Source organism: Bacillus marasmi (assembly GCF_902168435.1).
Classification (GTDB): Bacteria; Bacillota; Bacilli; order Bacillales; family Cytobacillaceae; genus Bacillus_BU; species Bacillus_BU marasmi.
In genome coordinates this window covers 162,395-185,903 of sequence record NZ_LR656170.1, presented here as the reverse complement: position 1 = coordinate 185,903, position 23,509 = coordinate 162,395, and the positions used below count along the sequence as shown (strand labels likewise).

At 38.8% G+C, this 23,509-nt stretch carries 16 protein-coding genes; 12 read left to right on the top strand and 4 right to left on the bottom strand.

Annotated features, from left to right (window positions below):
* Window positions 1-238 precede the first annotated feature (238 nt).
* Window positions 239-1,660 (top strand): NAD(P)/FAD-dependent oxidoreductase, encoded by a 1,422-nt coding sequence (locus FXW34_RS11420; RefSeq protein WP_147534122.1) that lies wholly within the window; start codon window positions 239-241, stop codon window positions 1,658-1,660.
* Between the two features lie 954 nt (window positions 1,661-2,614).
* Here the strand turns inward: FXW34_RS11420 and cydB are convergent.
* Both cydB and FXW34_RS11410 read right to left on the bottom strand, forming a co-directional pair.
* Window positions 2,615-3,643, bottom strand: coding sequence for a cytochrome d ubiquinol oxidase subunit II (cydB, locus tag FXW34_RS11415; RefSeq protein ID WP_147534121.1), 1,029 nt, complete (start codon window positions 3,641-3,643; stop codon window positions 2,615-2,617).
* The gene (locus FXW34_RS11410; RefSeq protein WP_147534120.1) at window positions 3,633-4,979 is read right to left on the bottom strand and encodes a cytochrome ubiquinol oxidase subunit I; all 1,347 of its coding nucleotides are present in this window, start codon (window positions 4,977-4,979) and stop codon (window positions 3,633-3,635) included. Before FXW34_RS11410 ends, cydB begins: the two co-directional genes overlap by 11 nt.
* Window positions 4,980-5,203: 224 nt before the next feature.
* Here FXW34_RS11410 and FXW34_RS11405 point away from each other — a divergent pair, with 224 nt between their 5' ends.
* Together FXW34_RS11405 and FXW34_RS11400 are read left to right on the top strand one after the other, a co-directional pair.
* Window positions 5,204-6,211: a sensor histidine kinase gene (locus FXW34_RS11405; RefSeq protein ID WP_187118919.1), complete on the top strand. Its 1,008-nt coding sequence runs from the start codon at window positions 5,204-5,206 to the stop codon at window positions 6,209-6,211.
* Window positions 6,212-6,276: 65 nt separating this feature from the next.
* Window positions 6,277-6,897: a response regulator transcription factor gene (locus tag FXW34_RS11400; protein WP_147534118.1), complete on the top strand. Its 621-nt coding sequence runs from the start codon at window positions 6,277-6,279 to the stop codon at window positions 6,895-6,897.
* A 222-nt stretch (window positions 6,898-7,119) separates the two neighbouring features.
* Here FXW34_RS11400 and FXW34_RS11395 read toward each other — a convergent pair whose 3' ends face one another.
* Together FXW34_RS11395 and secA are read right to left on the bottom strand one after the other, a co-directional pair.
* The gene (locus FXW34_RS11395) at window positions 7,120-7,893 is read right to left on the bottom strand and encodes a TerC family protein (RefSeq protein ID WP_147534117.1); all 774 of its coding nucleotides are present in this window, start codon (window positions 7,891-7,893) and stop codon (window positions 7,120-7,122) included.
* A 300-nt stretch (window positions 7,894-8,193) separates the two neighbouring features.
* Entirely contained in the window at window positions 8,194-10,707 is a 2,514-nt protein-coding gene (secA, locus tag FXW34_RS11390) for a preprotein translocase subunit SecA (protein ID WP_147534116.1), read from the bottom strand.
* A 432-nt stretch (window positions 10,708-11,139) separates the two neighbouring features.
* On the opposite strand from secA, the gene FXW34_RS11385 reads away from it, so the two are divergent.
* From FXW34_RS11385 to FXW34_RS11345, 9 genes are all read left to right on the top strand, one after another.
* Complete coding sequence (locus FXW34_RS11385) at window positions 11,140-12,474, top strand: NapC/NirT family cytochrome c (protein WP_147534115.1); 1,335 nt, start codon at window positions 11,140-11,142, stop codon at window positions 12,472-12,474.
* A gap of 638 nt (window positions 12,475-13,112) precedes the next feature.
* The gene (locus tag FXW34_RS11380; protein WP_147534114.1) at window positions 13,113-14,414 is read left to right on the top strand and encodes a cytochrome c3 family protein; all 1,302 of its coding nucleotides are present in this window, start codon (window positions 13,113-13,115) and stop codon (window positions 14,412-14,414) included.
* Between the two features lie 38 nt (window positions 14,415-14,452).
* Window positions 14,453-15,607 (top strand): cytochrome c3 family protein, encoded by a 1,155-nt coding sequence (locus tag FXW34_RS11375; RefSeq protein WP_147534113.1) that lies wholly within the window; start codon window positions 14,453-14,455, stop codon window positions 15,605-15,607.
* A 102-nt stretch (window positions 15,608-15,709) separates the two neighbouring features.
* Window positions 15,710-16,393 carry a tetratricopeptide repeat protein gene (locus FXW34_RS11370; protein WP_147534112.1) on the top strand — a complete coding sequence of 228 codons (684 nt, stop codon included), beginning with the start codon at window positions 15,710-15,712 and terminating at the stop codon, window positions 16,391-16,393.
* 35 nt (window positions 16,394-16,428) lie between these two features.
* Entirely contained in the window at window positions 16,429-17,397 is a 969-nt protein-coding gene (locus FXW34_RS11365) for a 6-bladed beta-propeller (protein WP_147534111.1), read from the top strand.
* Between the two features lie 113 nt (window positions 17,398-17,510).
* Window positions 17,511-18,620 carry a cytochrome c3 family protein gene (locus FXW34_RS11360; RefSeq protein ID WP_147534110.1) on the top strand — a complete coding sequence of 370 codons (1,110 nt, stop codon included), beginning with the start codon at window positions 17,511-17,513 and terminating at the stop codon, window positions 18,618-18,620.
* A 456-nt stretch (window positions 18,621-19,076) separates the two neighbouring features.
* On the top strand, window positions 19,077-20,243 hold the full coding sequence (locus FXW34_RS11355) for a cytochrome c3 family protein (RefSeq protein WP_187118918.1): 1,167 nt from the start codon (window positions 19,077-19,079) through the stop codon (window positions 20,241-20,243).
* 336 nt (window positions 20,244-20,579) lie between these two features.
* Window positions 20,580-21,917, top strand: coding sequence for a cytochrome c3 family protein (locus tag FXW34_RS11350; RefSeq protein ID WP_147534108.1), 1,338 nt, complete (start codon window positions 20,580-20,582; stop codon window positions 21,915-21,917).
* Between the two features lie 455 nt (window positions 21,918-22,372).
* Window positions 22,373-23,404, top strand: coding sequence for a cytochrome c3 family protein (locus tag FXW34_RS11345; RefSeq protein WP_147534107.1), 1,032 nt, complete (start codon window positions 22,373-22,375; stop codon window positions 23,402-23,404).
* Window positions 23,405-23,509 lie beyond the last annotated feature (105 nt).

Below are 23,509 nucleotides of genomic sequence, written 5' to 3'. Positions count from 1 at the left end.
ATTTTGTACCATCATTCTACAATGTCCTTAACAAAATTTTCAATAGTTATTCACGATTTTTTCACGAAAGAAATTCTATTTAGGGTTTAACCCCTATTTGCGAGTTAACCACTTTTATATTAATAAAAACATGGTATCTTAGAACTAGAAAGACCAATAGATAGATAGAAGGCAATCAAAAATTTTTTATACACCTATATACCCATAATGGTATTTAATAATGAAAGGGGAAATTTTCATGGCCAATGTAGTTGTAATTGGTGCGGGATTTTCAGGACAAACAGCTGCACTTTATTTAAGAAAGAAATTGGGTCGAGAACACGAAATTACTGTTATTAATCCATGGCCTAGATTTACTTACATTCCATCTCTAGTATGGGTTGGGATTGGAGCAATGGAACCAGAAAAAACGATGTTTGAGCTTGAACCAGTACTAAAGAAACATAAAATTAACTTCATTCAAGCTTGGGCAAGAGAAATTCACCCAGAGGAACAATTTGTATTAGTAGAATCAAAAGACGGCGAAAAGAAAAAAGTCATTTATGATTACCTTATTAACGCAACAGGTCCACATCTTAATTTTGAAGGAACTGAAGGACTTGGACCAGATGCAGGTAATTCTCATTCTATCTGTAATATTCACCATGCTAAAATGGCACGCGATGCGTATTTGGAACAAGTCAAGCGCATGGAAAATGGAGAGCACGTGAAACTTCTTATTGGTACTGGTCATGGTCAAGCTACTTGTCAAGGAGCAGCACTTGAATATATTACTAATATCCACAATGATCTTAAAAAGCGTGGTTTACGTGATAAAGCTAAAATCATGTGGATTTCAAACGAGCCTAAACTAGGTGATTTTGGTGTTGGTGGACTTCAAGCTTCTAAGTACGGCTATATCATGCAATCAGAAGCATTTATGAAATCATTGTTTTCTGAGCAGGAAATCTACTATCAAGTACAAACAGCTGTGCAAAAGGTAGAGAAGGGTAAAGCTTACTGGGAAAATTATGAAGGGGAAAAAGGCGAAACAGAGTTTGATTTTGCTATGCTGATTCCTCAATTCCTTGGTACAAAAATTAAATACGTTGACCGCGATGGCAATGATATTACGTCAAAAATGACGAATCCTGGTGGATTCACCCTTGTTGATGGCGTATACGGTAAAAAATGGGACGACTTGAAGGCTTCTGATTGGCCTTCAACTTATCAATCTCCAATCTATGAAAATATTTATGCGGCAGGTATCGCTTTTGCGACACCAGGTACAATTTCTAAGCCGCATGTGACGAAAAATGGGACTGTGATTACGGCAACAGCACCGCGTACTGGTATGGCGTCTGGTATCATCGGTAAAATTGCGGCGTTAAATGTCGTCGATATGATTAATGGTAAGAAACCATCTCATCACGAATCAATGGCAGCAATGCCAGGCGCTTGTATCGCGTCAATTGGTAAATCAATTGCCAACGGTGCGGCGGCATCAATTGTGATGTATCCTGTTGTTCCTGATTTCGAGCGCTATCCAGAAACTGGTCGTGATTTAAAAATTACTGACATGGAAGTTGGTCTTGCTGGTGCTTGGATTAAGCGTACACTGCACACCATGTTCATTTACAAAATGAAAGGTAATCCAGGTTGGAGTGTAATCCCTGAATAATATTTGAGGAGTGAATGATATGGAACTATGTAAAGAAATGAAACCGACAAAGAGAACAATTTTTGCTAGACGATGCTATAGCTACCAATTCCTTCGATTTGTCTATTTAAATATTAAAATCGCAAAGGCAGCATTATTCCCGCCAAAGCACTAATAGTAAATGGTGACGAGAGACTCAAAAGTGTTTGAGTCTCTTTTTTGCGTGCTTAATTAGTTAAGGTAGGCGGGAGGAGAGGGTGAGGCAACACCATTTTTCGTATTAACTACCCTAATTTTTCGGGAGGCAGAGAAATAGGACGCTTATAAGACCTCTAAGTACCCTAGTTTCATGAGTGTGTAGAAAAGTAGGGTAGTTAAACGCTCTCTAACTACCCTAGTTTCACGGGAGACAGAAAACTAGGGTACTTAAACTATATTCTTAAGGCTAACTGCCCTAGTTTCACAGGTGTACAGAAACTAGGGTACTTAAATGGTCTCTAAGTACCCTAGTTTTACGGGAGACAGAAAAACTAGGGTACTTAAACTATATTCTTACGGCTAACTACCCTAGTTTCACAGGTGTACAGAAACTAGGGTACTTAAATGGTCTCTAACTACCCTAGTTTCACAGGCGTACAGAAACTAGGGTACTTAAACGGTCTCTAACTACCCTAGTTTTACGGAAGACAGAAAACTAGGGTACTTAAACTATATTCTTAAGGCTAACTACCCTAGTTTCACGGAAGGCAGAAAAATAGGACTCTTATCTCCCTCATTCCAAATCCCCTTGCCGCACACACGCATACCCGCACACACCACCACAACAAAAAACTGAGTGAGGGACATTCCCCCCACTCAGTAAGCAGTGCAACAACAATATCATATAGAGCCGTTCACTGTTTCTTCCGTAATTATTGCCTTTAACACGGTATAACATTAACGCAGTGGGGGACAGTCCCCCACTGCGTTAAAGTGTTAATGATATCCTTGTGCGGTTTCTTTTGTGATTTTGTCTTTAAATACGGTGTAGCTCCAAATTTGATAGCCGATGACGATTGGGACAAAGATGAGTGCGACAATCAGCATGATTTTTAAGTTTAGTTCGCTACCAGCAGCGGCATAAAGCGTTGTGCTAAAGCTTTCATCGAGTCGTGAAGGCAGCATATTCGGGAACAAGCCGATAAAGCCGGTTGCTGAAAGCGTTGCGATTGACAGTGAAAGTGATGCGAACGCAAATCCGTTTCGATTTTTCGAAATGAGTGGGAACACTAGCAGTGCAAACACAACTGATAATGATGGAACAAGCCAGTATAGCGGCTGCTCGACGAAATTAACAAATAAATTAGTGCGATTATTGGTAGCTAATAGGAAAATAGCTAACAGTAAAATATTCACAACACTTGCCTTTTTAGCAATCGCTAACGCGCGTGATTTTACAATTCCTGTGACTTTTAAGCTAAGCCAAAGCGACCCAGACACGATAAACATCGTAATAAACAGTAGCCCACCTAAAATGCCGTATGGATGCAATAATGATAATAGGTTACCTTCATAGCCATCGGCTCCGATCAATAGACCGTAATATAGATTTGTAAAGGCGACGCCGATCAGCAGTGCGACTAGAAAGCTTCCAACAAAGAATGCCCATTTCCAGCTTTTTTGCCATAAAGGGGAATCGTCTTTATGCATGAATTCTAGCCCGGCTGCTCGGAAAAATAAAGCAAATAAGATTAACATAAATGGTGTATATAGATAACTGAACATGTTGGCGTATACTTCCGGGAAGGCGGCAAAAGTTGCACCGCCCGCTGTAATCAGCCAAACCTCATTCCCTCCCCAAAATGGCCCGATTGCTTCTTGGAGTTGATTGCGCTCCTGGCGATTTTTCGTAATAAACGGGAATAGCATTCCAGTTCCAAGTGCATATCCATCGAGAACAAAATAGACGGTCCAAATCAATCCCCATAAGCCAAACCAAATGACTGCCAATAAATCATGAGACATGTGTTACAACCTCCTCAGATTGTAGTTCAGGAGCTGGTCCGTGTTTTGCGTATTTCTTTAACAAGTACACATCCGCAATAATGAGCACAGTGTAGAACAAGACGAGTCCGCCAATTGAGAAGATAATTTGTGAAAGTGCGATTGGTGACACGGCATCCTCCGTTTTCATTAATCCATATACAGCCCATGGTTGACGCCCAACCTCAGCAACCACCCATCCAGCATTAATCGCTACATAAGGGAGGAGCATTGAATATAGCACGGTTTTCAAGAACTTTTTGGAGTTTTCTAGTTTACCTTTTTTATATAAGTACACTCCATACCATGTTAATGCCATGAAATAAATCCCGAGTGCTACCATAATTCTGAAACTGTAAAATACCATATTTACATTCGGTCTTTCATCTTCTGGGATATCTTTTAAACCTGTAATTTCACCATCAAAGCTTTCTGTGTACATAAAGCTTCCTAGTTTAGGAATGGTTAACCATTCAATGCTGTTTTTCTCATTTTCAGGGTCAGGAATTTGGAGAAGATGGAAAGGTGCGCCCTTTTCAGTTTCCCAAACAGCTTCTAATGCTGCAGCCTTTGCTGGTTGCTTTTCTGCAGCAAATGTACCACTCTTATGACCGATAAATGGTGTTGCAGTTGCAGCGATTAAACCTAGAATGAGTGCAAATTTGAATGATTTTTTGAAAAATGGTACTTCGTTTTTACGTAATAAATGGTATGCGCTGATCGCCATTACAAAGAATGAACCAACGATATAACTACCTACTACAGTATGGAAAAACATATGCCAAGCATAAGGATTGGTAACTAGAGCCAAGAAATCCTGCAATTCTGCTCTTCCGTTTCGGATTACATATCCGACTGGATTTTGCATAAAGCCATTAGCGGTAATAATCCAAAGTGCTGAAATATTTGTACCAATCGCAACCATCCACATCGAGAAGGCTCTCATTTTTGGAGAAACCTTATCTTTACCAAAAATCCAAATTCCAATAAACGTAGATTCCAAGAAGAAGGCAACTAATGCTTCAATTGCAAGTGGAGAACCGAAAATGTCTCCCATGTACTTTGAGTATTCGGACCAGTTTGTTCCGAATTGGAATTCCATCGTGATCCCAGTGACAATCCCTAAGACAAAGTTAATCGTAAACAATTTACCCCAGAAATTTGCCATCCTGCGGTATAGTGGATCAAGTGTCCGAGCATACTTTGTCTCCATTACTGCCACTAAAATGACTAATCCAATTGTTAACGGTACAAATAAGAAGTGGTAGATAACTGTGATTGCAAACTGAAGTCTGCTCAACAACAATACCTCATCCATTTATATCCCTCCATAAAAATAAGTATTATATTTCGCTTGGCCAAAAGTTTAGGTGTATATTTAAGTTAAGTGGCCCCCTCAACTTAATCCTAATTTTAATAACTGAAGCAGAAATTCCCCATGCGTTATTACCCCTATGTAAACGTTGTTTAGTTGAAGTTGTGAATAAAGTGTGACATAGTTGTGACATCGGAAATTTATGTCTTTTTAGGATGGTGATATTTGTGAGAGATGAACATTTTAAAAAGGTTGTTGAAGAGTGTGCTGAAGGAATTGTCATCATGGATGAGTATCGAACAGTACAATACATAAATAAAAAGGCCTATCAAATCACTGGATGGAAAATTGGCGAATCGGTACCATACTGTAGCTACTGCCAGCTTCGTGAAGTATCAGAGCATGAAGAGCGCTGTATTCTCGCCAATGATAATGCTCTGCCAAGTTTCCGTTCTCATATGCCAAATTACGTTGATACGGAAACGGATTTTGAGATGTCGATGAATAAAATCGAAATGGATGGTGGAAATTACAGAGTGCTTATCATTCGGAATCCGAGTTTAATGAATCAAGTCGAAAAGGTAAAAACCCAGGAACTGCTGATTCACGAAACGATGCTCGCTCAGGAAAGCGAACGCAAACGGATTGCAAGAGAACTTCATGATCATATTGGTCAAAGCGTCTATAGCATCTATTTGGGGCTTGATGGAATCAAACGTCACGTCGATAGTCCGGAATATGCAGAGCGACTAGAGAAAATGAATGTCGTAATGGAGGACACACTTCAGTGCTTGAAACGTTTAACAAAAGAATTACGCCCGCAGCTTTATGACAATTTGGGGTTTGAATCAGCTTTGCGATCTTCGGTTGAAGATTGGTGCTCCCTTTATAACATCCAATGCTCCTTAAATATTCATTTACCAAACGACCTGAAGTTTGATAACGACGAGGGTTTACACCTGTATCGCATCATTCAGGAGGCGGTAAATAATGCTGTCCGACATGGAAAGGCTACCGCTATTATCATCGATATTTTTAAGGTAGATGAAGAAGTCTATTTCCAAATCTCGAATAACGGCTTGAGTTTTAACTTCAAAAAACTTACTGGAACTGGACTAGGGATAAAACATATGAAGGAAAGAGTAAACATGCTGAACGGTGATATTAAATGGATCAGCAAAGATAACGGAGCAAACAGAGTGGAAGGATATATTACGATAAAGAGCAGTAAGTAAGGAATGATTTTTAATAAAAGAAAGATAGGTTCTGTTCAAAAACCTCAGAGGAGGAGGAAAAAAGCATGAATGTATTAATCGTTGATGATCATGAAATTGTTCGCGATGGCATGGCATTGTTGCTTAAGGATGCATTTCCGATAGAGTCTATTTTATTTGCGGCTGATGGTCGTGAGGCGATTCAAAAAGCAACAAATTTCGATGTGGACTTAGTGTTAATGGACCTTTCAATGCCAAACGGACTTGATGGGTTTTTGGCGTTGCCTGAAATGAGAAAGCTTGTGCCGAAGGGCAAAATTATCGTTTTTTCAATGTATGATGAAATTGCTTATCAAAAGAAAGCTTTTGACCTTGGTGCAGATGGATTTCTTGTGAAAAATCAAAAAAGTGATGCGATTATAAAGTCAATTGAACAGATTCTCCATGGCAAAAAGGTGGCCAATGAACAGGTTTGGGGTAAAAAGGTCGAAGCGGATGCTTGGGAAACACCATTTTCACCGCGCGAACAGGAAACCTTTATCTTAACGCTAAAAGGCTATACCCAAAAGGATATAGCTGCAACGATGAATATTAGTATTCGTACAGTTGAAAACCACCGAAGAAGCATCAGTAAGAAGCTTGGCACTACCAATAAACGCGATTGGCTCGAATATGCCCAAAAACATCAAATGCTAGAAATGTATTAATGAATTTGGGCGGTAGAAGAGGGTGGAGTTTGACTCGCATTTGTGTCCAAATTGTGTAATCGGCAAATAAAACAGCTGAAACGGCAAATAAAACTCGAAATCGGCAAATAAACAGCTGGAATTGGCAAATAAAACTAAAAATCGGCAAATAAACAGCCTGAAACGGCAAATAAAACTTCAGTAGTGGAAAATAACTTGCTCGAAATAACTATCCTAATATAATTAATGGCCCTCAAGTGCTGGTGCATTTTTCCCTGAAGATAAAAACCAGCCACCAATGGCAATTAATAAGAGGACTAACCAAAAACTAAGCTTCCATGCCGGGTTTTTTGGAAAGCTTTCCTCAAGCATTCCGATATCGGGATGAGCTAAAGTATAGACAGCTAACTTTACTCCCACCCAGCCTACAATTAGAAATGCTGCTGTCTCCAACCCAGGGCGAGTATGGAGCAATTTTGTGAAAAAGGTTGCGGCAAATCGCATGATGACCAACCCAATGACCCCTCCGGCAAAAATAACTAAAAATTGGCCACCGTCCAGTCCACCAATATTAGGTAGTCCTGATGCTGGTAATGCCACAGCAAGAGCTACTGCTGCTAAAATCGAATCAACCGCAAAGGCCAAATCAGCTAATTCCACCTTAAGAACTGTCATCCAGAAACTACTTTCTTTCACCGGTTTGGCGTTTTTTTCAGACTTTTCCTGTCTTAGGACAAAGCGTTTCACCACATGATTCACGGAGATGAAGATTAAATAAACAGCTCCAATTGCCTGAACCTGCCACACATCGGCAAGAAAAGATATGATAAACAGCGACAAAAAGCGAAACACGAAAGCCCCGGCCAAGCCGTAAAATAGGGCTTTCTTTCTTGTTACTGGCGGTAAATGCTTTACCATGATAGCGATGACTAAAGCATTATCTGCAGCTAATATGCCTTCAAGGCCGATTAGCACTAATAAAACCCACCCATATTCCAGTAATAATCCAGTATCCATGAAATCACGCTCCTGTATTCCATTACTAACGTCATTTCCTCATAGTGTATTTCAATTAGAAATTTTCATTCAAGATCATAAGTGTCCTCTTTTTGGATATACAATGAAAATAGTGTACTTATATGTGGGCTAAGTGCCCTCAATTCATCGGGGTAACACTAATTAGGGTACTTATGGACCACATAAGTACCCTATTTTCAGGTCTCCATCAAAAATAGGGCACTAATGGCAAAAATTAAACAAAAAAACGGACTGTAGGGAGATTATCCGAACAGTCCGCTTCTAAAATTTCCAAACCTATTACTCAAACTTACCATGACAGTTTTTATATTTTTTCCCGCTTCCACAATGACATGGGTCGTTGCGGCCAATCGTGTTTTTCTTCACGACAGGTTTTTTCTTAACTGCCTCGCCATCCTCCTTAGGATTAACGGCATGGCCTTGTGCTACCTCTTGTCGTTGAAGATTGTTGCGAATTTCAGCCTTCATAATGTACTTAGCGGCTTCTTCTTCGATAGACTCAACCATTGCCTCGAACATCGCAAAGCCTTCTTTTTGATACTCGTTTAATGGATTGATTTGTCCATATGCACGAAGATGGATTCCTTGACGAAGCTGATCCATCGCATCGATGTGGTCCATCCATTTAGAGTCAACCGCGCGAAGCACGATAACTTTTTCGAATTCACGCATTTGTTCCACTGAAAGCATCTCTTCTTTTTCAGCGTAACGCAGCTTGATTTTTTCAAAAATAGTATCTTTCATCTCTTGTGGATCTTTGCCTTGTAAGTCAGCTACAGTAATGTCTCCCTCACGTAGCAAGTTCGCATGACAGTAGTCCACAATACCTTGTAGGTTCCAAGCTTCTTCATCTTCTGTTTCCGGAGTATGGGCATCTACATTTCGAGAAATAGTGGCGATAATCATGTTTTGGACGATATCACGAAGGTTTTCAGATTCCAATACATCATTACGCTGTTTATAAATAATTTCACGTTGTTGACGTAGGACATCATCGTATTGCAATAGCTGCTTCCGGGCATCAAAGTTGTTTCCTTCAACACGTTTTTGCGCAGACTCGACAGCACGAGAAACCATCTTGCTTTGAATTGGCTGTGAATCATCCATTCCAAGCTTGGCCATCATATTTTTCATATTGTCTGAACCAAAGCGACGCATCAGTTCATCTTCCATCGAAAGATAAAATTGCGTTACACCTGGGTCTCCTTGACGACCAGAACGTCCGCGAAGCTGATTATCAATACGGCGCGATTCATGGCGCTCAGTACCAACAACGGCTAGGCCGCCAAGCTCAAGTACGCCTTCACCAAGCTTAATATCGGTACCGCGTCCAGCCATGTTAGTTGCAATCGTTACCGAGCCTTTATGACCAGCTTCTGCAATGATTTCTGCTTCACGTCCGTGATTTTTCGCATTTAAGACATTGTGACGAATGCCTTTTTTCGTTAACAGTTGTGAAATTAATTCAGATGTTTCGATTGCTACTGTACCAACAAGAACAGGCTGCCCTTTTTTGTGACGCTCGGCAATATCCTCAACAACCGCATTGAATTTACCTGTCATAGAAGCATAGATTAAATCTGGGCGATCATCACGAATAATCGGACGATTGGTTGGAATCACGACAACGTTCATATTATAAATGTTACGGAATTCTTCTTCTTCCGTTTTAGCAGTACCAGTCATTCCAGAAAGCTTTTCGTACATCCGGAAATAGTTTTGGAAGGTAATTGTTGCTAACGTCATGCTTTCGTTTTGAATTTCCAAGCCTTCCTTCGCTTCGATTGCCTGGTGCAATCCTTCACTGTAGCGGCGTCCCTTCATTAAACGGCCAGTAAACTGGTCAACAATGATGATTTCGCCTTCTTGCACGACGTAATCAACATCTAAATGCATGCTAACATTTGCTTTTAACGCTTGATTAATATGGTGGTTTAAAGTTACATGAGAATAATCAAATAAGTTATCAATTCCAAATGCCTTTTCAGCCTTGGTGATTCCTTCTTCGGTTAGCATAACACCCTTTGTTTTTTCATCATAAGTATAGTCGGCTTCATTTTTTAAAGTGCGGACAAAGGCGTTTGCTTGAATATATAGAGCAGTTGATTTTTGCGCCGATCCTGAAATAATTAACGGAGTCCGGGCTTCATCAATTAAGATGGAGTCAACCTCATCAATTACAGCATAATGAAGCGGGCGCTGAACCTTTTGCTCAGTATAGAGCACCATATTGTCACGCAAGTAATCAAATCCGTATTCATTATTCGTTCCGTAAGTGATATCGCAAGCGTATGCTTCTTGCTTTTCCTCTTTAGACATTCCATTTAGATTCAATCCAACAGTTAAACCTAGGAACTCATAAAGTTTTCCCATTTCTGTCGCATCACGACTAGCTAAGTATTCATTGACAGTAACAACGTGAACACCTTTTCCAGTTAAGGCATTTAAATAAACTGGCATGGTAGCTGTTAATGTTTTACCTTCACCTGTCTTCATTTCGGAAATATTTCCTTCATGAAGCGCAATGCCCCCCATGAGCTGTACAGGATACGGATATAAGCCTAGGACTCGACGGGCAGCCTCACGTACAACCGCAAAAGCTTCGACAAGCAAATCATCTACCGTTTCACCCTTTTGATAACGCGCCTGAAATTCAGCTGTCTTTTCTCGAAGTTGGTCGTCTGTCAGTTTTTCAGTTACACCAGCCAATTCTTCAATTTTTGCTGACATTTTAGTTAAACGCTTTAGGTCACGTTTGTTCTGATCAAATACTTTATTTAAAATTCCAAGCATTTAGTACGCTCCTTTATTCGATTCAATTCAATAAAACCGTTATTCATTGTAGGATTCGCTTAAAGTGAGCTAAATCCTCTCAAAATAAATCGAGTAATTTCTTACTAATATTATCACTTCCGAAATAGGGTGACAACTTAACGACTGCATTGATTGTATAAAGAATAGATGAATCTTGTTTTGTTTGACCTAAGATTCAAATTCTTTTCACATTTAGAACTACAGAGTACCTGACAATGTTTCATTTGAGAAAAGTGAAAGGTTATGAGAATCCAAAATTATTCCTATTTTTGCAACGTATTTAATGTGCATATAATGTAATTATCTGAATTGAGAAAGTTTTCACAAAATATCCATTGGATATGTAACCATATCTTGTAAGATACTATTGTTATAGAGAGATAATATTTTTTATTAAGAGGGGTGAGTAAAATGGCTTTTTGGAAAAAAGGAAAGAAGGGTCCGTCTGAGGATAATCCAGAGGGTAAAAAACCAGGATTGTGGCGAAGAATTAAGAATATCGATTGGAAGAATCCAGTCAATCGCTGGAAGTTAGTTGTAATATTACTTTTTGTATTTATTGGTGGAATTGGCTTTGTTGGTGGAGCAATTGCGTACACGAATAATCCATCCTTCTGTAAAATGTGTCACGAGATGGCGCCTGAACACGTTACCTTCGTAAACAGTGCGCACAGTGAACAAACTTGTGTATCCTGTCATATAGCACCAGGTAATGTTGAGATGGTTCTTCATAAAATGGAATCACTTAAAGAAGTATATTACCATATTGTTGGACCACCAGATCCAATCGTCCAAACTGTTGCGGTATTGGATGTGAACTGTCAGCAGTGTCACTCTATGGAACGCGAAGTTTCACCAAATGGAGACCTGATTGTTGCTCATAATGACCACATAAAAGAAGGTATTTCATGTATCACATGTCATAGTGGTGTGGCTCACGCAAAAGTAGTTGAGCGTGGCATTAATGATTCCACAACATATGATTCATGGACAACGGCTAACGCAGATAAATTGATGGGCAAAGAAAACATGAATCCAAATATGGGTACATGTATTGACTGCCATACGCAAGTGAACGAGGGTAAAAAGCCTTGGAAAGATCCAAATTACGCTTTACCAGAAAATCCTAATGAGGGACATGGTAAAAAGAAAGACGAAAACGTAGCTAAAGCTGAAGAAAAGAAAGAGAAAAAGGATGATCAACAGCAAATCGTCCTTAAGAAAGTAAATGCACAAAAAACTGATGTTAAGCTTACGCAGGAATGTAGCCTTTGTCATAAAGAAGTAGATACGCCTACTAACCATGCTAATGGCGATTGGGGACAAAACCACGGCGGCGCAGCAATCCAAGAGCTTGACCAGTGTATTAACTGTCACAGTGATTCAAAATGGATTAAGGTACTTGGTAAACAAAGCATTGAGAGCCTATTAAATGGTAGCGCTGAAAAAGAAAAATATTCACCAAACGTTACTGTTGTGAAAAAAGAAGCGCGTGAAAATAAATATTGTAGCTCTTGCCATGAAAAACGTCCTGAAAGTCACCTTGATAGTTACACATGGATGACAGGCAACCACGCAGATCAAGCGCGTACAGATGATGATAAAGCGAAGTGCTTCGTTTGTCACGACAGAGATCAAACCGTAGAGAGCACCAAGGACAAAGGTAAGGAAGAAAACGTAAAAGCTCAAAATGAAGTGTACTGCCAATACTGTCACAGAACAGGCTTCAAAGGTGAATCTCTGTAGTCCATCTTAGAAAGACAGATGATCACGAAATAATAAGAAGTTTGTGAATTCTTATTCCGAGTAAAAAGAATAATGATTCGAGGATTTGGAAATATCAGTTGAATTATACTTAGATATTTACAAAATAACCGTGGTTTAAGAGTTAATGCGATTGAGCTAAATAAGTTATGAAGGTGGTAATCTTGATGAAAAGGATTGCCACCTTCCTTTTTTAGTATTATTTCAATATAAATTGAGAGATTGGATTCGTAGTATTAGCTACATAAAGAGTTTTTCGAAATTCTGTAACAAAGTTCACACAGTGTAAACATATTTGTTTCCTATCTGCCATTTTTATGTGTTTTTTGTGTGTTTTCGCTAGGTTATCTTTATGTTATCGATATAATTTATACGAAAAGGGTAAACAACACTATCAAGTTGTTAATCATCTCCTAAAGTTGCTGAATGTTGATTTAATAGTTTTTCATCACCCTAATGTTTTTTACTGCGGCGGCAGTGTCAATTAAAAGCGATTTAAATAACAGTTTTTTTCACAAATTGTCCATTTGGAAAAATCGCTTACATAATGGATACTACCATTAGAGAGGTAAAAACCATAGATAAAATAACTAGATAAACAGCAGAAAGGGTGAACATCAGTGGCTTTTTGGAGAAAGAAAAAGAACCCAGAAGGTAATCCAGCCGAAAAAAAGCCTGGAGCGATTAAAAGGTTAATAGGAAAGATCAAAGAAACTGATTGGAAAAATCCAGTTAACCGTTGGAAATTACTATTTGCGTCATTATTTGTATTCATTGCGATGTTAGGAACAGTGTATGGAGCTATTGAAGCGACATCGACTCCATCGTTTTGTAAAGCTTGTCATGAGATGGGGCCAGAGCATATCACGTTTGAAGCGAGTGCTCACAGTGAAATTTCTTGCGTTCAGTGTCACGTCAATCCAGGTATGGTAAATACTATGGTGCATAAAGTCTATGCTTTAAAAGAAGTTTACTACCATATTGTAGGACCACCAGATCCAATTGCACAAACGGATGCAGTTGAAAATGTGAACTGTGTACAGTGTCACTCGGAAAATCGTCTAGTAACGGCAACGGGAGATTTGAAGGTAAACCACAAAGAACATATTGATGAAGGAATTCCTTGTATTACCTGCCACAGCGGTGTAGCACATGCTAAAGTGGTTGAACGCGGATTAAATACACAGGAAAACTTAGACAAATGGACTCCTGAAGTTGCTGAAAAGCTAATGGGCAAAGAGTACATGGCACCAAACATGGGAACATGTATTGACTGTCACAACCAAGTAAATCAAGGTAAAAAGCCTTGGGAGGATATCGCTTATAGCTTACCAGAAAGCAACCATGGTAAGAAAGAAGAGCATAAGGCAGAAGCTGCCGAAGTGAAGGAATCTCATAAAAAGACTCAAGATATCATCCTTCAAGCAGTTGGTAAGCAAGCAAATGATGAAGTTAAGCTTTCAATGGAATGTAAAACATGTCATACAGAAATTGATACACCTAAGACTCACCAAACTGCAGATTGGAATCAAAATCATGGTAGCAATGCAGTAGAAGAGTTTGATAAGTGCATCAACTGTCATACTGATTCAAAATGGATTAAAGTGTTTGCGAAACAAGATATTAATGAACTATTAAACGGTACTGGGAAAGAGAAATACACAAAAAATATTAATGTAGTAAAAACTGATTCTCGCAAAAATCAATTCTGTAGTGCATGTCACGCTGAACGTCCGACAAGTCATGGAGATAGCGATGCGTGGTTAACACAGCATGCCGGCAAGGCACAAACCAATCAAGATAAAGAAAACTGCTTAGTGTGTCACGATCGAACAAAGGTTAACGAAGGCGAAGTTACTGATGCCCCAACCGATGTTTATTGCGAATTCTGCCACAGAACTGGATTTAAAGGTGAGAAGTAGCTTTAAATAACGATGTATGAAAACAGGAGGATTCAAAGATGGAAGAAGAACAAATGAAACAGACCTCTCCTGCTAGGAATCGCTACAAATTGTATAAGTATCTAACAGTAGCTCTGTTTTTCATTGTCGTCTTCTTCTCAATCGGGGCCGTTGGAGTAGAAACTACATCAAGTTCAGAGTTCTGCTCCTCCTGTCACGAGATGAAACCGGAGTTTTATACATGGGAAGCATCCAGTCATAGTGAAGTGGATTGCGTTCAATGTCACATTCAGTCCGGTGTGGAAGAATACGCAAAAGCGAAGGCGAATGGCTTAGTTGAGGTCTATAAAAAGCAAACAGGCAAATACATCGCTCCAATCCGTATGCCCGATCAGGTCCCTGATGAGTCATGTGAGAAATGTCACAATGTTTTCAAACGTGAGTTTTCAGTTTCAGGGGATATCATTGTTGATCACGTAAATCACAAAGAGAATGATGTTAAGTGTGTGGAATGTCACGCTGGTACAGCACACGGTAATATCGATGATCGAAAAATGACTTTCAAAGCTGATTATGAAAAATGGAATTCGACAATTGGCGCAAATGCAATGAGCGATATGAAGTATGTAAAGCCAAACATGGATACTTGTATCGAGTGTCATAAAGCAAAAGATGTAACCATTGAATGTAGTGCCTGTCACTCAACTGGAATGGTACCAGAAAGCCATAAGGAAGCATCGTTTGTGAATGGGAAACACGGCGAATTAGCAAAAACTGAGCTTTCCCAGTGTCATAAGTGTCACAAAGATATGTCTACAAACAAGTTGGAAGGCTTTGAAGAGCCATCTGTAATTGATCAATTTCTAGGTCAAGATAATCAAACTTCGAAAAAGAGCCATATCAGTTATTCAAAAGAAAATTCATTCTGTGTTGACTGCCATAACAAGCGGCCAGCCAGCCATACACCTGATTTAATAAGTAATCATGGAAGTTATGCTACCAAAAACAAAGAAACCTGTTCCGTTTGTCATGATAATGATAATACGGTAAGCACGTCGCAAAACAAGGTAGTTTGCGCAACTTGTCACTCAAAAGACCACTTAGAAACTTGGCGTACATCGCATCCTGTGAAAGTACCTGCAACACAAAAGAAGCCAGATAAAACATGCTACCAATGTCATATTCAGAAATCGTGTACGAGGTGCCATAAGTAGTTTGAAATATACTGGCGGATAAAAATAAAGATTGAATCTGTCATAATGCTCAGTTATGGCAGATTCATAACAAAATAACTCATGAATATGAGGAGGATACTTATGCAAGCACAAGAACTCCCGAAAATAGATAACCAGGAAAAAAATGAAGGAACACCATCGAAAAATAATCACTTTTCAAAATTAACAGGGATTTCGATGATAATTGCCACGCTAATCATTAGCTTGGTTGCGGGATATTTGATCAGTGATAAATATCTATGGAAACAAGAAGATACAAGATTAGCTCAACAGCTTGAATACTATAAAAACGAAGTTAGTAAGAAACCAAATGATTCTATGAATCGGGTCAACCTTGGATATACTTATCACTTGAATGATAAAAATGAAGAAGCAGTTAAACAGTTGTTATTAGCGGTTGATTTAGACAAGGAAAACGTTTCAGCATATTTTAACTTAGGCCTTGTTTACGCAGATCAAGAACGCTACAACGACGCTCTAAAGCAAGCGAAAAAAGCATCAGATCTGGCTCCAAGAGATTATAAAGGTTTCCTTTTAAAAGGTATGGTTTTACGTCAATTAAAGAAATATGACGAATCATTAGTTGCCCTAGAGGAAGCAAATAAAATCATGCCAGCGAATACTGACATTATTTTTGAAATTGGTAAGGTAGCTGAAGACCAAGGAAAATCCAAGGATGCTGAAAAGCTCTATAAGGAAGCATTGAGCTATGATCCTATGTACAAGCCAGCAGCAGAAGCATTAGAAAAATTGGCGAAAAAATAATGAATGGGATAGCTTAAAAAGGGAGATGACCACCATTGAAAAAGAAAACAGTATATATATGGATGAGCACAGTGGTTGGACTAACAGTAGCGCTTTATGCAGGTATCTATTTCTTGGATCTACAAGCTAAGGTTAAGCCAATTGTTGCATCTGCAAATCCGACTGGAGAAGTTGAATTCAGATCAACGATTTTCGGTACATTTGAAGAACCGCTTAAAAAACCTATGGATGTAGCGAAAGTCGGCGAATACATTTATGTGTCTGATACTGGTAACAAGCAAATTCAAGTTTTCGACCAATCTGGAACTCCAATAACTAAGTTTGGTAAAAAAGGAACAAAAGAAGGGGAGTTTCAATTTCCTTATGGAATAGATGGCGATGAACAAGGAAATGTATATGTAGCGGATATGTATAATGGAAAAATCTCTGTTTTTAACTCTAAAGGTGAATTCCAGCACTATTTCAAAGAAACAGGTAAAGAAACGCTAATTAAAGCACCAGGTGGATTAAGAATTGTTGATAACAAAATATACGTAACAGATATTGAGAAACATAAAGTTTTTGTGTTTGGACTTGATGGAGAAAAAGTAGCTGAAATCGGTGGAGCTGGTACAGGTGAGGGTCAATTTATTGCTCCAAACAGTGTAGCAGTCGATGAAGATCAAAACGTATACGTAAGTGATTCCGGAAATAACCGTGTACAAGTCTTCAATAAAGATGGAAAGTTTGAAAAAATTATCAATGGTTCGAAGGATGGCAAAGGGCAATCTAGCTTTGTTAATCCAAGAGGTATCGGTGTTGATGGTAGAGGCAACGTTTATATCGTAAACAATCTTTCTCACAATATTTATGTATATGACAAAGACGGGAATCAAGAAAATGTCCTAGGTGGAATGGGATCAAATAATGATCAGTTGTATCTTCCAAACGGCCTTTATGTAGATGAAAGAGGAACCATCTTTGTAACAGACACTATTAATCAAAGAGTCTCTGTCTTTTATTAATAGATTTCCTTCCTTTAAGGAGGTGATGTTAGAAAAGTAGTATATATGGTTGATATAGACAATAAAGGACCAGTTAAAAGAGAAAAGAAGAGATAATTAGGGAGGTTTCATCAATGAGTAAGGTCAAGATTGGCTTTTCTGCGCTAGTAATGCTTATTATGATGAGCATTTTTGCAGCAATGGCTTCAGCTGAAGAATTTACACCAACACCAAGTAACCCGGCTCCTGGAATAAATGTTGGAACGATCGATAACAACGGTCAAGTTAACCAACACAAAACACACGGTAATTTCCAAAACAATACAAACTCTTGTGGTAACTGTCACAGCACCCACAACGGAGATAGTGCAACACTATTAAAGTTTGAAGAAACTGAAGCTGATATGTGTTTAACATGCCATGACGGTACTTTAGGTTTCTATAACGTATTAGGTCAAGGTTCAGGCGCAGGTACTTTCAACACAACTCATGAAAGTGCTTCTATGCACAATGTTGGAACAGTAGAAATCGGTTCGGCTCCTGGTGCATTAGACAACACATCAACAGAGGAGTTACAGTGCTCTAGCTGTCACAATCCTCACGGATCTACAAACGATCGTCTATTAAAAACAACTGTTGCAGGTGTAACTTATACAACAACACCAATCAAATTACAGTTAACTGAAGATCCTGCTTTTGCAGCTATCAACAGCAGCTCAACAAATTCTGGCTTAAAGATTACAAAATCAGTTGGACCTGCAGGTAGCACTGATAAAGTAAACTACGCTAACTTCTGTTCTACTTGTCATGACACATATGATACTGGCAGCGGAAAAGAAACTGCACTAGGTCATTATTCGCATACTACAAACAGCTCTTCAGCTGGACGTAACTGTGCAAGCTGTCACTATGCTCATGGTACTGATATTACACTTCTAAAAGATGCTGCAGGTAAAACAATTGCAGATTACACAAAATCAGTTGCAGACGGCGGAGAAGGTTGGACTGAAGAAACAGCAATTAATTACATGAAAGACGTAAGTGCTGGTGGTTCTGCGCTTAAGAAATACACTAACATGTCTGTATGCTGGACTTGCCACACTTCAAGCCATCCGCTTGATACTCCAATGCCAGCTCAAGTTGGAGATCCAAATGCTGGTACTGGCGAACTTTGGAACTATGTATGGAGCTCAAGATATAACAAATATATCCCAACATTCAATGAGAAGGCTAACATTAGATAATTAGACAACAAATAGGTTACTATTTGTTAGCTCTTAACAATGTTGGGATGGAACAAGGTAGTAATATATATTACTACCTTGTTTTACATCGTATAAATGTTGCTTTGCCAACAAATTGTAAAATTTTTCGCAAAAAAAGACAAACCGAAACTTGATTATATTGATATATTTAAAGGGTGAAATAGTCGAAATATGTTTGTTGGATAATATAGTATTTCTCCAGAAATCTTACTTCGATTTAGTTATCTTAATATAATTGGATGCCTAAATGGAAATAAGATTTTTTTAATAAAAGGATTATGTGTGGCGTTATATTCCTCCCGTGTAACTACTACTAGACATAACGCTTATTTTTCCTTTAAGGAGGTGATGCAGAAAACTTGCGCTACCAGGATTTTTAAAGAAAAAAGAGAGAAAAAGAGAGAAAAAGAGAGAATTATAGGGAGGTATTTTGAAATGAGCAAGTTAAAACTTAGCTTTACAGCACTAATGACGTTGATCCTTGTAAGCTTCTTTGCAATGATGGCTTCAGCTGAGGAATTCGTTCCAACTCCAAGCAATCCAGCACCAGGGATTAATGTTGGTACAATCGATAACAATGGTGAAGTGAATCAACACAAAACACACGGTAACTTCCAAAACAATACAAACTCTTGTGGTAACTGTCACAGCACTCACAATGGTGACAGTGCAACACTATTAAAGTTTGAAGAAACTGAAGCCGATATGTGTTTAACATGCCATGATGGTACTTTAGGTTTCTATAACGTATTAGGTACTGGTTCAGGTGCAGGTACATTCAATGAAACTCATGAAAGTGCTTCCATGCACGATGTTGGTACAGTAGCAATTGGTTCAGCACCTGGTGCGCTTGATGCCGCAACTAATACAGACGAATTACAATGCTCTAGCTGTCACAATCCACACGGTTCTACAAATGACCGTTTATTAAAAACAACTGTTGCTGGTGTTACATATTCAACAACACCAATTAAATTGGATTTAACTCCAGATCCTGCTTTTGAAGATATCAACAGCAGCTCTACAAATTCTGGATTAAAGATTACAACTTCAAAAGGTCCTTTAGGAAGTACTGATAAAGTAACATATGCTAATTTCTGTGCTACTTGTCATGACACTTATGATACTGGAAGTGGATCGCAAACTGCGCTTGGCCATTACTCACATACTACAAACAGCTCTTCGGCTGGACGTAGCTGTGCTAGCTGTCACTACGCTCACGGTACTGACATTAGACTTCTTAAAGATGTTGCCGGTAAAACAATTGCAGATTACATGAAGCCAGTTGAAGAAGGCGGCGAAGGCTGGACTGAAGCTGTTGCTAAAGAATACATGAAAGACATCAGTGTTGGTGGTTCTTCACTTAAGAAGTACACTAACATGGCTGTATGTTATACATGCCACACATCTAGCCACAATGAAGGTCTTGTTGGCCATATTGAAGTTCCACAAGCTGAAAAAGAGAAACTTTACGATGTGTTAGTTCCAATGCCAGAACAAGTAGGAGATCCTGTTGCAGGAACTGGTGAACTTTGGAACTGGGTATGGAGTTCAAGACACGGCTGGACTCCAACATTTAACGAAAAATCTAATATTAAATAATAAATAGTTTAACTATTTGTTAGCTCTTTAAATGAAACAAGGTAGTAATAACATTACTACCTTGTTTTCTAGCTATGATGATTTTTCTAATAATAGCTTTATTTAATTACCTAAAATAATTAGATAACTAAATAAAGCTAATATGACCAAAAAGTATGGATCAAGTAGAGCGTTGCATAACTCCCTAGTGTAATCCTGCTTTTTCCTTGCACGGATAGTAATTCAAACTCTTTCCTTAAAGGTGGTGATGCCGAAAACAAGTGCTATCTAAAATTTAGAGAATAAAGAGAGATTAAAGAGAGAAAACAGAGAGAATTTTAGGGAGGTTTTTATGAAATGAGTAAGTTAAAACTTAGCTTTACTGCACTTATGACGCTTATCCTTGTAAGCTTCTTTGCATTAATGGCTTCTGCTGAGGAGTTTACACCAACACCAAGTAACCCGGCTCCTGGAATAAATGTTGGAACGATCGATAACAACGGTCAAGTTAACCAACACAAAACACACGGTAATTTCCAAAACAATACAAACTCTTGTGGTAACTGTCACAGCACCCACAACGGAGATAGTGCAACACTATTAAAGTTTGAAGAAACTGAAGCTGATATGTGTTTAACATGCCATGACGGTACTTTAGGTTTCTATAACGTATTAGGTCAAGGTTCAGGCGCAGGTACTTTCAACACAACTCATGAAAGTGCTTCTATGCACAATGTTGGAACAGTAGAAATTGNCGGTAATTTCCAAAACAATACAAACTCTTGTGGTAACTGTCACAGCACCCACAACGGAGATAGTGCAACACTATTAAAGTTTGAAGAAACTGAAGCTGATATGTGTTTAACATGCCATGACGGTACTTTAGGTTTCTATAACGTATTAGGTCAAGGTTCAGGCGCAGGTACTTTCAACACAACTCATGAAAGTGCTTCTATGCACAATGTTGGAACAGTAGAAATTGGTTCAGCTCCTGGTGCATTAGACAACAAATCAACAGAGGAGTTACAGTGCTCTAGCTGTCACAATCCTCACGGATCTACAAACGATCGTCTATTAAAAACAACTGTTGCAGGTGTAACTTATACAACTACACCAATCAAATTACAATTAACTGAAGATCCTGCTTTTGAAGCTATCAACAGCAGCTCAACAAATTCTGGCTTAAAGATTACAAAATCAGTTGGACCTGCAGGTAGCACTGATAAAGTAAACTACGCTAACTTCTGTGCTACTTGTCATGACACGTATGATACTGGTAGCGGAAAGGAAACTGCGCTAGGTCATTATTCGCATACTACAAACAGCTCTTCAGCTGGACGTAACTGCGCAAGCTGTCACTATGCTCATGGTACTGATATTACGCTTCTAAAGGATGCAGCAGGTAAAACTATTGCGGATTATATGAAACCAGTTGCAGACGGCGGAAAAGGTTGGACAGAAGAAGCGGCAACTAATTACATGAAAGATGTAAGTGCCGGTGGTTCTGCACTTAAGAAATACACTAACATGTCTGTATGTTGGACTTGCCACACTTCAAGTCATCCGCTTGATACTCCAATGCCAGCACAAAGTGGAGATTCATTAGCTGGTACTGGTGAATATTGGAACTATGTATGGAGCTCAAGATATAACACATATGTTCCTACATTCAACGAAAAGGCAAACATCCGATAGGAGCCGACAAATAGTTTCCTATTTTTCAACTCCTAAATGTAAGAAAGAAGCAAGGTAGTAATACAATTTATTACCTTGCTTTCTATCCTATTCAATGAATTGCCTACAAATTGTAATATTCTATGCAACTAGAGGCAAAAAGAAGTTGGGTTATGCTGATATAATAAAAGAGAGTTTGATAGGATTTGATTGTTGATTAATAAAGCTTTTATTGCGCTTTATTCACGAAAATCATAATTTTATTTAGTTATCTTAATATAATAGGATACCTAAATAAAATTGAGATTTTGTAAAGAAAACAGGGATTATATAGGACGTTTTTTCACGCCCAAGAGGCCCCGCATGTCCTTGAAGATAGTCCTTCCTTAAAGGAGGTGATGCTAAAAACTAAGAGTTACTTAGATTTTTAAAAAAGAGACAGAGAAAAAAGAGAGAAACATAGGGAGGTTTTTTTAATGAGCAAGTTAAAAATTAGCTTTACTGCACTACTAACGCTTATTCTTGTAAGCTTTTTTGCAGCAATGGCTTCTGCTGAGGAACCATTCGTTCCAACTCCAAGCAACCCAGCGCCTGGGATTAATGTAGGTACAGTTGATAACAATGGCAATGTAGCTACACACAGAACACACGGTAACTTCCAAAACAATACAAACTCTTGTGGTAACTGTCACAGCACTCACAATGGTGACAGTGCAACACTATTAAAGTTTGAAGAAACAGAAGCAGATTTATGCTTAACATGTCATGATGGTACTCTAGGCTTCTACAACGTAGAAAAGAACTCTGGAGCAGGTGTATTCAACAGCACTCATGACAGTGCTTCAATGCACAATGTAGGTACTGTAGCAATTGGCTCAGCTCCTGGTGCTTTAACTGCAAACGAAGAAGAACTACAATGTTCTAGCTGTCACAATCCACACGGATCTACAAATGACCGTTTATTAAAAACAACTGTAAATGGTAAAACTTATTCAACAGTTGCGATTGATCTTGAACTAGTTGAAGACCCTGCTTTTGCTGATTTCAATGCTAGCACAGGTCCTACAGGTCTAAAAATTTATCAATCTAAAGGCCCTAAATTTGTAAACGAAAACCGCGAAGATGTACCACAACGCGTATATTCTGACTTCTGTGCAACATGTCATGATGACTACTTGAAGTCAAGTGGAGACCAACGTGCAGATGGCCATTACACTCATACAACAGACAGTTACAAAGCTGGACGTAACTGTGCAAGCTGTCACTATGCTCACGGTACAGATATTACGCTTCTAAAAGACACGGCTGGTAAAACAGTTGCTGATTATGTGAGAACTGGTTGGACACAAGAAAAAGCTGAAGCATACATGAAGGATGTTAGTGCTGGTGGTTCTGCTATTAAGAAATACACTAACATGACAGTATGTTGGGCATGTCACCAAACTACTCATAAAATTGATACACCTCCTGTAGCAGGCGGTAACTATTCAGGTAAACCAACACGCTAATAAATAGCACAACTATTTGTTCTAGTAAGGTTTATCGTACAATTTAGCATAAACAAGGTAGTAATGCTTGTTACTACCTTGTTTTATTATTTTAGTCTAGCGCAA